Source organism: Paenibacillus sp. J22P90 (assembly GCF_059692195.1).
This window is the reverse complement of the sequence record NZ_JCAUAY010000014.1, coordinates 106,987-120,898: the sequence shown is the minus strand read 5'-3', so window position 1 is coordinate 120,898 and position 13,912 is coordinate 106,987. Positions and strand designations below refer to the sequence as shown.

General features: G+C 46.9%; 12 protein-coding genes. 6 read left to right on the top strand and 6 right to left on the bottom strand.

What is annotated here, in order from left to right; all coding sequences use genetic code 11:
* Positions 1-23 precede the first annotated feature (23 nt).
* Positions 24-527: a hypothetical protein gene (locus AC58UX_RS30400; RefSeq protein ID WP_497259820.1), complete on the bottom strand. Its 504-nt coding sequence runs from the start codon at positions 525-527 to the stop codon at positions 24-26.
* Between the two features lie 321 nt (positions 528-848).
* Entirely contained in the window at positions 849-1,730 is an 882-nt protein-coding gene (locus AC58UX_RS30395; RefSeq protein WP_497259819.1) for a TolB family protein, read from the bottom strand.
* A 188-nt stretch (positions 1,731-1,918) separates the two neighbouring features.
* Here AC58UX_RS30395 and AC58UX_RS30390 point away from each other — a divergent pair, with 188 nt between their 5' ends.
* Together AC58UX_RS30390 and AC58UX_RS30385 are read left to right on the top strand one after the other, a co-directional pair.
* Positions 1,919-2,893, top strand: a complete 975-nt coding sequence (locus AC58UX_RS30390) for an aldo/keto reductase family protein (protein ID WP_497259818.1) — start codon at positions 1,919-1,921, stop codon at positions 2,891-2,893.
* Positions 2,894-3,010: 117 nt separating this feature from the next.
* A complete protein-coding gene (locus AC58UX_RS30385) occupies positions 3,011-3,316 on the top strand; it encodes a magnetosome magnetite crystal formation protein family (protein ID WP_497259817.1) in 306 nt (101 codons plus the stop codon).
* Here AC58UX_RS30385 and AC58UX_RS30380 read toward each other — a convergent pair.
* Positions 3,313-6,189: a golvesin C-terminal-like domain-containing protein gene (locus tag AC58UX_RS30380; RefSeq protein ID WP_497259816.1), complete on the bottom strand. Its 2,877-nt coding sequence runs from the start codon at positions 6,187-6,189 to the stop codon at positions 3,313-3,315. The genes AC58UX_RS30385 and AC58UX_RS30380 overlap by 4 nt on opposite strands.
* A gap of 121 nt (positions 6,190-6,310) precedes the next feature.
* On the opposite strand from AC58UX_RS30380, the gene AC58UX_RS30375 reads away from it, so the two are divergent.
* Positions 6,311-6,517, top strand: coding sequence for a hypothetical protein (locus AC58UX_RS30375; RefSeq protein WP_497259814.1), 207 nt, complete (start codon positions 6,311-6,313; stop codon positions 6,515-6,517).
* Positions 6,496-7,098 carry an ABC transporter substrate-binding protein gene (locus AC58UX_RS30370; RefSeq protein ID WP_497259812.1) on the top strand — a complete coding sequence of 201 codons (603 nt, stop codon included), beginning with the start codon at positions 6,496-6,498 and terminating at the stop codon, positions 7,096-7,098. The genes AC58UX_RS30375 and AC58UX_RS30370 overlap by 22 nt, the downstream gene beginning before the upstream one ends.
* 40 nt (positions 7,099-7,138) lie before the next feature.
* On the opposite strand, the gene AC58UX_RS30365 is transcribed toward AC58UX_RS30370, so the two are convergent.
* Together AC58UX_RS30365 and AC58UX_RS30360 are read right to left on the bottom strand one after the other, a co-directional pair.
* Complete coding sequence (locus AC58UX_RS30365; RefSeq protein WP_497259853.1) at positions 7,139-7,642, bottom strand: dihydrofolate reductase; 504 nt, start codon at positions 7,640-7,642, stop codon at positions 7,139-7,141.
* Between the two features lie 20 nt (positions 7,643-7,662).
* Positions 7,663-8,145 carry a GNAT family N-acetyltransferase gene (locus AC58UX_RS30360; RefSeq protein ID WP_497259810.1) on the bottom strand — a complete coding sequence of 161 codons (483 nt, stop codon included), beginning with the start codon at positions 8,143-8,145 and terminating at the stop codon, positions 7,663-7,665.
* 563 nt (positions 8,146-8,708) lie between these two features.
* Here AC58UX_RS30360 and AC58UX_RS30355 point away from each other — a divergent pair.
* Positions 8,709-11,051 carry an immune inhibitor A domain-containing protein gene (locus AC58UX_RS30355; RefSeq protein WP_497259852.1) on the top strand — a complete coding sequence of 781 codons (2,343 nt, stop codon included), beginning with the start codon at positions 8,709-8,711 and terminating at the stop codon, positions 11,049-11,051.
* Positions 11,052-11,301: 250 nt separating this feature from the next.
* Positions 11,302-12,780 carry an oligosaccharide flippase family protein gene (locus AC58UX_RS30350; RefSeq protein ID WP_497259808.1) on the top strand — a complete coding sequence of 493 codons (1,479 nt, stop codon included), beginning with the start codon at positions 11,302-11,304 and terminating at the stop codon, positions 12,778-12,780.
* A gap of 344 nt (positions 12,781-13,124) precedes the next feature.
* On the opposite strand, the gene AC58UX_RS30345 is transcribed toward AC58UX_RS30350, so the two are convergent.
* Entirely contained in the window at positions 13,125-13,904 is a 780-nt protein-coding gene (locus AC58UX_RS30345; RefSeq protein WP_497259806.1) for an ATP-binding cassette domain-containing protein, read from the bottom strand.
* Positions 13,905-13,912 lie beyond the last annotated feature (8 nt).

Genomic DNA, 13,912 nt, shown 5'->3' with positions numbered 1-13,912 from the left:
GAAAATAGCTGGATGTTTTCCATTTAATCTATGTTTGCTAGCAAACTTTCCCCTGCTAATGCATACTTCACGATACGCTGCCCCTTTCCGCTGTAAGCAGGAGTGAGCATGCCTTTCGAGCAAAGCTTCTTAAGCATCATAACCGCTGTTCGATGATCAATGTCAAAATGCTGCTCCACATCCTTCGGACGAATCGGCTCTGCACGCTGAAAGGCGAGGCGAAGTACTTCCTTTTCAGCCAGGTTGGCGCGTTGGACAGGTGTTGGACTTGCTTGATATCTTGCTAGCACCATGCGCAGCAAAGCAATACACAGCTCTGGTCTTTGTTCTACGTCGTCAAAAGCAAAAGAAATGACCTGATATCCCATCGCTTGAAGAAATGTCTCGCGGTTCAATTCATTGCAAAACTTCTGTCGATCAAGGTCACGAACATGCGAGGCGTACCCTTTTATTTCTATTAATAGCTTCACATAACCTGGCAACCACACCAAATCCGCGAAATAGGAGCGCCCACGCCAATCAAGCACCTCACATATTCAGGGTGAAGATTCTCGAAATCGCCTCGCAACTTCCACCATATTTGTTTCGCAAAGAGTGCCTCTCCATGCCCATGGCCCCTCTCCAATCTGCCTCGCCGCTCCCCGCTTCGTTTGTCCACATGTGTTTGAATAAAAGCTTTATGTGCTTCATCTACATTCATTTTCTCATCCCTTTCTTGAAAAATAGAAAAACGCCCCGCATCCACTCAATGGAATGGAACGGGACGTTCTTCGTCACTTAATTGTCATTATAAGGTAAATCTCAGGAAATGACTATCGCTGCTTTTACTGATTGGATTAGGTAGGTTGCTAAACTTTCAATCTGTAACTCACAAACGCTAACCGCTGACTATCCGGTGACCACGAGTTGACGTTGATCGTCCCTTGTCCACCAAACAGAGATACTAAAGTCCGAGAGGGACCTCCCTCACTTGCCATCAACCGAATTTCGACCTCTTTATTAGGAGGATGCGCACCAGGTTCTACATCTCCCTTGCGATAAGCGATAAAAGCAACCGTATTCCCGTCCGGAGCTACGTGCGGAAACCAATTATTGCTCTCATCCACGGTCATTTGCGTCTGCTCACTGCCATCAACGTTCATTCGCCACACCTGCATGAGGCCGGATCTCGTCGAGTTAAACCAGATATGCTGACCATCAGGCGAGTACTCGGGTCCATCATCAAGCCCTGGAACATCGGTGAGCTGCCGCTCCACGCCGCCTTCAACCGGAATCGTGTACACGTTGTACACCTCATTTCGCTCGGCGCAATACGATAATTCACGCCCATCAGGCGACCATCCGTGAAGATAGCTTGGAGCCATCGGCGTAATCAAGACCGGTTGTCCACCTGCTAGCGGAAGCACATAAATACGTGACTGCCCGTCCTCCTCCGTGTGATGACTAACCGCAATCTGCGAATTATCCGGGGACAGCACATGGTCATTATTGCACCAATTGGCAAACCCAGAGTCGATCACGCTGCTCTCTCTAGTAGCAATGTCATAGGTATAGAGCAGGCCTTTCCGATTATAAATAAGACGCTTACCATCACGCGTCCAATTCGGCGCCTCAATTAAATCATCAAATTCAGCCAACACTTGGCGTTCCCCTGTGCCCACATCCACAATTTCAAGAAAACTAATGACATGGCGTTCTTCATGCTTGCGAGGCTGCTGCAAAGTATCCATAGATACACCGTCCTTTTAGAATCATCATATACCGAAACAACTGGGTTTTGTCCATCTAATTTGACTCATTTCGCCGCCGGCTACTTAACTTCACGTAACTAACTGAACTTATAGTGCCTTCTTGTCGGTCCCTCCCGCCTTGCTTATACTTACAGCAACAAGTGGAAATGAGAGGATGGTAGCAGCAAATGAAATACAGAAATCTAGGACGCAGTGGGTTAAAAGTAAGTGAAATCGCCTTAGGAAGCTGGCTTACCTACGGCACAGCTGCCGAGCAAAAAGCCGCGGATGCTTGTATCGCGAAAGCTTTTGAAAGCGGCATTAATTTCTTCGATACCGCGAATGCTTATAATCGTGGCGAAGGCGAGAAAGCGATGGGTGCCGCGCTCCAAGGCTACGAGCGCTCGAGCTATGTGCTCTCGACGAAAGTGTATTTTCCGATGGGCGACGGCCCTAACGATCGCGGACTGTCCCGCAAGCACATCATGGAGCAATGTGATGCCAGCTTAAAACGACTTGGCGTCGACTACATCGACATCTATTTCTGCCATCGCTATGACGTTAACACGCCATTGGAGGAAACGCTTCGCGCGCTGGACGATTTAGTCACGCAGGGCAAAATCCTTTACCCCGCTGTCAGCGAATGGAACGGCGCTCAAATTACCGAAGCCGCTAGCATTGCTGAGCGTCTACGTTTACGTCCGCTGATTTCAAATCAGCCGATCTACAATATGTTTGAGCGCTATATCGAGCACGAGGTTCTCCCAGTATCCGAGCGGAAAGGGCTCGGTCAGGTCGTCTTTTCACCGCTTGCGCAAGGTATTCTAACTGGCAAATATAAACTGGGACAACCTCTCCCAACAGATAGTCGTGCTGCGAACGACTCCGTGAATAGTATCATCAAGAGCTATCTCACTGACGAGGTTCTGCAGACGGTTCATGAGTTGGAACAGTTAGCTCAGGGTTTAGACGTTTCCATCGCTCAGCTGGCTATCGCATGGGTACTTCGTCAGCCAGGCGTTAGCACCGCACTGATCGGCGCGAGCAAGCCTGAACAGATCGAAGAAAACGTGAAGGCTGTGGATGTTGAATTAGACGCTGCAACACTTGAGCAAATTGAAGCTATTCTGAAGGGCATCGCTGGCTTCTCTCCAGCACGCTAGTCAAAGGCAATAGAAGGATAGAGCAGCACATGGCTCTATCCTTTTCAGTTTTGTAATAAATATCCAAATCGTGGCGTATTACTTCTTAACTAACAAATTGGAAAATGGGAGGCTTTTATGGATAACCGACAACTATTATCCGCGTTAAGCTATTTCAGCGTATTTTTTGCTCCTTTCCTTTTGCCCATTGTTATTTATTTGGTTGTTACAGACCGTGAGGTTAAACATCATGCGAAATGGGCGTTCCTCTCACACTGCTTGCCCATCGCAGGCTTCGTTCTTACCTGGATATTTGGCTTAAACAGCATCGTCAATGGAAGTAACATGTCACAATTCATCATCCCATTGATACTAACCGGGCTTGCCTATTTCGTCGTCTTTATTTGGAATATTGTGATGGGCATTAAGGTGTTAACTCGTTAGCTCACATTCACACGCACTGTTTTCTTAAAGAATCCAATCCCGTACGAAATATCTAAATAAGTTACACCGCTTGGAATCGTATAGGTCGCTCTCAAGTAATAGTCATTGCTGCTCGCCTCTGTCACCGTGACTTTACTCTGGCTGCCCGTACTTGCCGTGATGACGACCTGCCCTGTTTCAACTGCACTCTCATTAAAATTAAGCGGCGCTTTTAAGCGAATGCCGATGGTGGTTCCAGCCGAGGCCGAGCTAATTTCCGAGCTGAAGGTGGAATTGAATGCCTTGATCTCCAAATCATCCGCTGCGGAGTACGCCAGTGAATCATTCCATGCGGTGTTAAAAGCAACCCACCCCTCGGTATATCCATGATCCGCCGTAGGCGAGAATGGATATGCCGTTTCTTTAGGCGCTCCATCTAGGACGCCGGGCACACTCATGAGATGACCATAGCCGCCATTGTAGAAGTCAAACCAACCTCTGTTCACGCCTGCAATTTCCGTCGCTGCATCATAGCTAAAGTGTCTGCCAAATGGGTTACGCCCGAAGACATCATCGATCTGCGCAATACCGATTTGCTGAAGTCGATCTTTCATCGTCGTATTCGTGAGCACCCTTCGAGCCGCATAAGCCGAAGCTAAGAAGCCTGCAGGGCTGCCCGGTTCATTATACGTCGTTAGTCCACCCGTCCATTGATCTAAAATCCCCGTTCCATCTGATGGATCGGCATATTTCCTTAAATCCCAGAGATTATTCGAACGTTTGATCATCAGATCAGACCATGTGTTGATTTTAGCTGAAAGTCCTGGTGGGGCAAGGGTTGGATACATTTCCTGAAAATACGCCAGCGCTTCCATCGTAATATGCTCACTCATGCGCTGACCTTTGGTGTTGGCTGGATTATTCAGATCAACATTGTTAATCAACCACAAACAATTGTTATACGCCGCATCAAAATAAGCCTGATAATTGGCTAATCCATCGCGTTTTGCCACTTCATACATAAGCAAATTCGGTACGATCGCATAGCCAGGCGGCTGTTGCCCCTTCACGGTTCCGATGACCGACTGCGTCGCGAAAAGATTGTTATCGCTAGAGCCGCCGACATCGTACCATTGCAGATTCGAGTTCGGATTAGACCACTGCCCTATCGTAAAATCCCTAATTTGCGTGTAAAAGCTGCTGCTGACGTAATTGCTAATTTGCGGATAAATATAGAGAAAATAGGCAAGCTGCCCCTTGATAAGCGCATGCAAATCTTTGGCGTTTTTCGTCTTGAGATCGTAATAACGCATAGCCCCGAATTTCATGAGCCAGATAATATCGGGTTCATTTTGCACACGAAGCTCTGGATACTGACTGGTTGAAAGATTGGAAATGCCATACGGCATCCGGTCATAGCTACTAGGATTGGCCATATATTGCAGCACCAAGGAATTGAGCTCAAAAGAAAACTGATGGCTATCGCGCCAGCCATATCCTGTATTGCCGCCAACATCGAACGTATCTTGACGAGACTGATCCATAAAGCGCAGGGCTGGGAGGATCGAAATCCGCTGCATCCAATACTTTCCTATCGAAAAATTGTACGAATTCTGCCCGCTGCTCTGCACATAGTACTCACCGATGCTCGCAGGATTAAAGCTTGTGAAGTCCGCAATTTGCCCGTTAACGGAGCCTGTGAATACAGTGCTGTTGTCTGAAGCCTTTTTCACATAAAAAGGGGTGCCGTTCGTTACGTTCGTAACTGTCGCCCGCTTCGGCTTATCCAGATCATAGCCGCTCTGATTGACAAAAACCGCAATCGTCGTTGTATCCGACCCCGATCCAGGCGGTGTTATCTGCTCTGCCGCGTCCGCTGTCGGCTCGAATTTCACGGCATTGGCACGCGTGTTGCCGGATTTTACTTTAAGCTGAATTGTGAGCGCTGTATCAACCGTTGCGCTGACGGTAGCAATTTTGTTCCACGTGTTTGGATTCACGGTCTGATTTACCGTCCTCACCCATGTTCCGTTCAACGAGGTAATCGTGTAGTCCACGCTTGTCGTATTGTTGCTGTTCGGGTACCAGGCATACACATTATAATTCCCTGTAGCCGGGGCATATTGACTCCATGTTGCAGTACTGTTCGCGGTCGTCGAATATCTGGAAGCGCTACCATTATAACCAGTAAGTGAGCTATTCAGCCACGTTCCACTCTCCGTATAACCCGCATCCCCATTCGTAATGATGATCGGCGAAACTGTCGTCCCGTCGTCAACCACCACAGCGTCGAAGCTAGCGCTCTGACCATACGTACGAAGCCCAATTCCGCCTTGTGTAATCGTCGAGTCGGTTACCGAGATTTTGGCTGTCGTCATATCATCCAAATAACCTTTCAGGGCGGATCCATTCACTTCTAGCTTCAACGTGTGCCACGTGTTCACATCCATGGCGAATCCATACGTGCCCAGAAGTGTAAAAGTCCCACTGCTTTTGCGATAGAGCTGCAGTCCATTCGTGCCGTGAATACGGAGCAAATAATAATTGTTCGCATCTGTATAGCGAGCGATGACGCCTGATGCAGCCGTGGCATTCATCGTATGCAGCTTCATACTCGCAGAAACGGCATAATTCGCCCAGCTCGTATTGCCCGTATAGGCTACCCCTTCTGCCGTTGACCCCGTATTCGACTGTTTGTACGTGTACGTCCCATCTGTCACAACAGACCACGTTCCACTAGATGCCGTCCACCCTGTGGCATTCCCATCTTCGAAATTGTCACTAAAAATCGACGCCGCAAACACGCCTTTCCCTGCTGGAAAGACCCCGAGGATTAGAGTAGCTAAGCAGATTAAAATAAGATAAGCATTCACCTTTCGACTAAGTTTCGGCACAATCCTAACACCTCCTATGAGCTAGGAATCCCTTCTCAACCTAGTCATATGACGGATTTGCGCGTATATTCAAGGGAACGGTATTTCATTTTGCATCCACGTAGAAAAAGAGGTGACCCTTGTGTTGGATATCAATGCACTCGCTGCACATTATACGGGACGAATCGTAACGGTTGCTGGCGTGTTTAAAGCTGTGATACCGGCGAATAGTACCTATCATTCCTATACCAAGGAACGTCGTACACCAACTTCTGGGTATGTGTTTATCTTGAGAGGAAGCGGCTCGTTCATTTTCAATGAAACCAATTGGAGAAAATCATGGCGTTGAATCCCGATCTCATTATCGCTTCGGATGCTGATGAGAAGGAACTTGAGCAATTGAATAAAATCGCCAAAACTGTCACAGTGAAAGCCACATTAAATTGGCAAGAAACCATACGCGGAGTTGCTACTGCTGTAGGGGAAGAGGCTGCTGCCGAGACTTATGTGAATCAGTTCCTCAGCAAGCAAACCGAGGTTGCCGCCACTCTGGAGAAGTCTGGGACCAAAGGTAAAACAGCTTTGTTCATCATGCCTTGGCAGAAGTCCTTCACGTATTGGAGCGGCTCACGGATGGCGATTTATTACGAGAAGCTCGGATTTAAACCTTTTGAGGGGATGAAGAATGTCGGTAATATCTCGCTGGAGGGCATTAGTGAATTGAATCCTGAGTACATTTTCATCGGAAAAGACTATACAAATACGAGTGAAGTTACACTAGACTCGCTCAATGCTAACCCGATTTGGAACTCCCTATCTGCCGTCAAAAACAAGAAAATGTTCGTGGTCGATACCGAAATTCTGGGACCACTTGCCATGGGGCAAGTTAAAGGGTTGGATTATATGTCCAAACTTTTCTCAGTGAAATAAAAGCTTACGCGCACAATGGAAAAGCCTGTATGACCCATTCTTACGATGGGATATACAGGCTTTTCTTTGTATACACATAGAAATCATACAAATACGGATTTGCCTTATCTGTGATTCCTTGTTGGGTGGAAATCTCGTTCCACTCCGAGTAGTCAATCTCTGGGAAGAACGTATCTCCTTCGAATTCATGATCAATTTTGGTTACATACAGCTTCTCCGCGTAGGGTAAAAAGAGACGATATATCTCTTCCCCGCCAAAAATGAAGATCTCCTCTTCTTCCTGGCACATCTTCAGAACATCTGATATAGAATGAGCTACCTCACACCCCTGAGCAGAAAAGGAGGCATCCCTCGTCAGGATAATATTTCGCCTTCCAGGGAGCGCTTTGCCGATGGACTCGAAATTTTTTCGCCCTAAAATAATCGAATGCCCCACCGTCGTTGATTTTACGTACTGCCACTCTTTTGGCAGTCTCCATGGAATGTCGTTATTTTTCCCGATTACACGGTTCTTGTCCATGGCTACGATGATTGAAACTTGCATGGCGTCACGACCTTGTCTATTTAAGTAGTCAAAAGCAAATTCATCCATATCCCGGCTATCGTTTGTCCTTCATGATTCGTTTTCTTCTCAATCTGATAGGGCTTGAAACCTAACTTCGAATAAAAGAGCAACGCGCGCGTATTAACATTATGACAAATAAGATGCAACTCTTTTACTTGCAGCTCATCTTTAGCTTGCGTAATCATCGTTTGGATGAGGAATTCTGCTGCTCCCGTGCCCCGTGCTTCTGACGAAACAATAACATTACCCAGCCAGCAGCGTTCACCTTCCACATACCCGTAAATGTTCGAATACCCGTATACTTGACCATTCTCGTCGACCACGACAGTTTGCTTCAGTCTTGTTTTAGTTGATTCCATGAGTTGCTCAGAAGTCAGGGGAAATTGAAACAGCGGTGACATAAAATACAGTTCTTCGGCGTTGCGAGGAAAGGAACTAATTGTGCCGAAATCGTCTGTGGTTGCAGGTCGGCATGTGTACATGGGAATTCCTCCTTTTAAAAAAGTAGAATTGGGGCGTTAAAGTGGGCCCTGTAAGTCGATAAAATTGACTTACAATGGCGTTAATAATGTCCTATCTCGCCTCTTACGAGCCGCGCGAGCATGTTAAGACCACAAACGGGTCTTATCTCGCCTGCCATCCGGCAATCGACCTGTCTTAACGCCCCAATGGGGCGTTAAAGCGTCCTTCTCGCCTACTCGTTGCACCTAGGATCTTCTTCCTACTTATAGTCATACAATTTCGAGGGATTGACAGTCGTTTCCTTTTTTTCGTCTTTCACCACTCTATCAACCTACTAAAACGGTTATCGACAATGTTTTCCATCCATTTATTCTGGCGACAGAATCGCTGTTAAGACGACAATATCCGAACATTTTCCCACTTAGAATCAGGAAATTTATGGGACAATTTAAGCAGGACCAAAAGCACTTACTAGACTCCTAGTATCTAGTATTTAATTGAAATAACCACTGGTTAAAAACAAAGGTTGGTTACATACTCTATTTTGCAGGAGGTTTCATTATTGAAAAATTACACCTCGAAGATGACTAGAGTTTTACTAGCAACAAGTTTAAGCGCAGGACTTTTCTCAACAGCAACAACCGCATTCGCAGCAAGTTCTGATTACGCAGAGGCACTCGAAGCACCACCTGTAGATTTTAATATCGTGGATGATGATCGATTGGCCAAAGGGTTAATGGACAGAGGGCTGTTAAGTAAAACGGCAACTCCTGATCAAATCGCCAAGACTGTCAAATCGTACGTTTCCGCAAAGAACAACAAACCAACCCCCTCCAAAGCAGACAAGCAAAACAATGAGATTGACAAAAAATCAAAGGCATTTATCGCGAAGCAGAAAGATAAGCTTTTATCGCAGTTGAACAAAGGCCATCTGGATTTAAAGAATGGTCTCCCCAATGGCATTCCGATCCCAACAGCCAAACAAGATTCCTACAACGGTCCAGTACGTGAGGATAAAGTCCTTGTTCTTTTGACCGAGTTCTCAGACTTCAAACATAATCAGGTGAAACAAGAACCTGGGTTCATGTTCGCCAAAGATTTTAATCGTGATCATTACCAGAAGCTGATGTTTGGCGATAAAGACTTCACCTTATTCGATGGCTCCAAGATCAAAACGTTCAAACAGTACTATGAAGAGCAGTCTGGCGGCAGCTATACGGTGAATGGCTATGTCTCCGATTGGTTAACTGTTCCGGGCAAAGCTGTGGAATACGGGGATGACAATCCTGCTGGGGGTCATGACAACTTAAACCCTAAGGGGCCTCGCGATCTTGTAAAAGATGCACTGAATGCTGCGGTGGCAACAGGCCTTAATTTAGCTGATTATGACAAGTTTGATTTATATGATTTGGACGGAGATGGCGATCAAAATGAACCCGACGGTCTCGTCGACCACCTCATGATTATTCATGCGGGTACAGGTCAAGAAGCTGGCGGTGGGCAACTAGGGGATAATGCCATTTGGTCGCACCGTTGGACGTTAAGCGGTGTGTATGCGATTCCGGGAACAACGGCTGCCGTTGACTATTGGAATGGTCGAATGGCTGCTTATGATTACACGATTCAGCCCGAGGATGGTGCAGTTGGTGTATTTGCTCATGAGTTCGGTCATGACTTAGGGCTGCCAGATGAATATGATACCCAGTATACCGGTCAAGGAGAGCCTATTGCTTCTTGGTCCGTCATGAGTGGTGGCAGCTGGAACGGGAATATTGCAGGAACAACGCCTAGTTCTTTTTCGCCTCAAAATAAAGAGTTTTTCCAGAAAACAATGGGCGGCAACTGGGCCAACGTGACTGAAATTGACTCAACTGACATTACGAAATTAGGCAAGGCCGCCATCATTGATCAGAGTGTTACCAAGTCCAAAAACCCAGGTATCGTCAAAGTAAACTTGCCGGATAAGGCAGTGGCTGGCATTCAACCAGCGTTCGGAGCTAAGTATTACTACAGTACAAAAGGTGATAATCTTCACACCACACTTTCAACGCCTGAGTTTGATTTAACCCAAGCAAAGACGGCATCTTTTGATTTCAAAACCCTTTATGATGTCGAGTTTGAGTATGATTACTTAACGGTTACAGCTTCAACCTACAACGAACAAGTAACGCTGGATGTGATTGGTGACAATGACACGAACGGCGACGCACGCGCAGAATCTTCCAATGGCGCTTGGGTAGATAAGTCCTACGATTTAAGCCATTTTGCAGGTAAAAAAGTAACCCTCCACTTCGACTACGTCACGGACGGCGGGCTTGCATTGAATGGTTTTGCGATGGATAATGCCAAATTAACGATCAATGGCCAGGTCGTATTCTCTGACGATGCAGAGGGCACGCCACAATTTAGCTTAGACGGCTTTGTCGTCTCAAATGGCACAGAATTTAAGAAGCACTATTACTATCTGGAATGGCGAAACTATGCGGGTTCCGATAAAGCGCTTGCCTTTAGCCGTGGCGTCAAATACAATACAGGACTTGTCGTTTGGTATGCAGATGATAGCTATCTGGACAACTGGACCGGTATTCACCCTGGAGAAGGCTTCCTTGGCGTCGTGGATTCGCACGCTGATGCGATGATTTTTAAGAAAGATGGCAAAGATTCAGTCGCACAAACGACTCGCTATCAAGTAGCGGATGCTGCTTTCTCTTTGGATAAAACGCCAGCATGGTACATCAATAATCCAACCAGAGGCGAATACACGTATAAATCTTTGCAAGGTGTTGAGGAGTTCTCTGATGCGAAGAGCTATATGAACGCATTGATTCCAGATGCCGGACGCCTAGTGCCGACTTATGGCTTGAAGTTCCGAGTTGTTGGCGAAGCAAAAGATAATTCCGCTGGACTCATTTGGATTCATAAATAAATAAAAACCACCCCTTATCGCAGTCATTGGAAGTTTACATCCAAATATGCCTAAGGGGTGTTTTTGTTTAGAGACTATTTTCCAGTCATCCTAATTGTGCAATCCCTGTATTTCTCTTTGACTCATCAGAGGACATAGGTAACCTTTAATTATCTCTTCATATCTCCTTTTATCTTCCAATTCCTCGGTTGTCAATCACAGAGTCGTCTGCTACTCTTTGGATAACAACTACATGGAAGAAGGCTACCCCATGCTGAATCGGAGTGTCACACTAACGGAAACGCAGCGTTTTTTGCTTCGAAATGTCTCCATCATCGTGCTCGGTCTCTTCATCAATCAAATGCTGCAAACCGTGGGAAGCATTGTTCTAGCTCGCGTCTTGGACGATCCCACCAAATTTGGTCAAGTGAATCTGTTGCTGCAAATTTTCGGAATGGCTTCCTTGTTTCTCAATGTGGGCTTTAACTCCTCCTTGATTTATACATTTTCAAGAAAGCCGGAGCAAGCGATACAGACCAATTTCCGCGTTGCCTTCTTCGGAAGCTCGCTATTTGGTGTCATTTTCGGACTAATCCTAGCCCTGCTAGCTCCTTTCCTAGCCAATTATTATCAGCTGCCTGAGCTAAAAGGAGCCCTGATCCTAAGCTCGATCATGTTCATGTTCAACTCCATGATTAATATTGGCGTCGCATCGTTCTCAGGCAATCGTGATTTCGCCGTTCAAGCCTTCTTCATGGTCATCACCACGACCCTCTCTACCTCGGGTATGGTACTTGGCGTCATATGGCCGCTCGGCAAATTGAACCTTCTTGAAAATATATCGATATGGATGAGCGTGGGAGCGATCCTGACTGCTCTTTTTATTGGTTGGAAAGTTGAACGTGTGCATAATCCAAAATGGCTCGGGAATATCCCTCTCCAAGAGGTGCGAACCATGATGGCATACGGCATTCCTTCCTGGGCCGGAAACATTGCCAAAGCGTTTCAACAGCCCTTTTTGGTCATGATGGTCGGTTCCAGTTCGGTTGTCGCTGTCGGTTATTTATCCAATGGGTTTAGAATAACAGGATTTATCGGCATTATTACGTGGGCCTTCATGATCGTCACTTTTCCGTTCGTAGCTGAAAGCGCACAGGATCTGAAGGAAAGCCGGCACCGTGGGACGAGCTGTGTCCGGTATAACAACATTTTTCTATACCCGCTAACAGCACTCATTTGCTTATACCCAGATCAAATCAACGGCTTTCTATTCGGTGAGAGCTTCAATACCGGAGACTCCGCCATGTATATTCGGTTAATGGCTCTAGGCGTCTTATTCTCCTCCGTGGGTCGGCTTGGCGGGAGCATTTTGGCTGGCATTGGAAAAACAAAGTCGAATTTCTGGGTCATGATCGTGGCCGGCATTTTCGTCGTTGCGATCGTTCCCTTCGTTGCGGCTGAAAGCCCTGTCTTGGCAGTTTGGATTTACACGGGAGGATGGGCCGTCTCCGCGCTCGCGATGATAGGATTTTTCTACTATGAAAAGTTTCCGCTGGATTGGTGGAAAGCTTATGGAGAGCCACTCTTACCCACGATAGGCATGATAGCCATTATGGAAATTGGGACGTTTGCACCAGCTTGGTATCCCCTATTCATTGTTGGCGGTCTTTTATGTCTACTAGTACTATCGATCGTGATTGAAAAGCGTGCCGCAGCTGAGGTGCAGTCGTCAAGTACTCGCCAGCTGTAGGTTGGGGAACGACAACCATCATACTCTCCGTCAGCTGAGAATTGCAAAAGTGCAACTTTTCTCTATCAAATCAACGATTTCGACTGAAATTGATGCGAAAAGGCATCAATTTCTGTCTTTTCAGCTCTTTTTGGACCTTTTGGAGCGAAAAGGATGCTCTTTTGCATTTATTTAAAACGTTTATTTGAATTCTACTGAAAAGGTTGCTCTTTCGCATTTTTGCCACCTAGCCAAACGAGCCTTCAGGGGTAAGCTTAGCTTACCCCTGAAAAACAAAACATATAAATCCTCAAAAAAAAGCACTTCTAAGGCAACTAGTGCCTTGAAGTGCTTTTTCCTACGCCTTATATGGTGTAAGCATATTTGTCGGCCGCTGCGATTTCTGCTAGGGCAGAATTGTGCTCCTTAACCAGAATGCGATCCAGAATCAATTGCTCAAAATAGGCAAACCCGCTGTCCCGCACACGAGGTCGCGGCAGTGTAATTTTCACATCAAGGGCAATCTGGCCTTCTTCGATCAAAATGACACGATCCGCGAGCTGCACGGCTTCGGAGACATCATGCGTCACGAGCAAAGCCGTAAACTTCTGCTGGTACCAAAGCCGTTCGATCAGCTGCTGCATCTCGATGCGTGTCAGCGCATCCAGTGCGCCAAGCGGCTCATCCAACAGCAGCAGACGTGGCTGCCCGGCCAAAGCACGGGCCAAAGCAACACGCTGGCGCTGTCCCCCTGACAACACGCCTGGCCATTCATTCGTTCTGTCGGACAGCCCAACTTGCGCCAGAACCTGCTCCGCTCTCTCGCGTGAGCCATCTCTCGCACCAACCTGAACGTTCGCGAGCACACGATTCCACGGAAGTAACCGGGCATCCTGAAACAACACGCGCGTATCGGAGTGGATGCCTTTCAGCTGCTGGCCATCGACTTCGATTTGCCCGCTCGAGGGTTTATCGAGCCCAGCGATTAGGCGCAGCAGTGTACTTTTGCCACAGCCGCTGCGTCCAACAATCGCAATGAATTCACCAGGCGCTGCGTCAAGCTCGACCCCTTGCAGCACTTGCTTTTGACCAAAAACCTTGGCAGCCTGCTTCACTTGCAATCGAATGCCCTTACTTTCCGCCATTGTGCTCA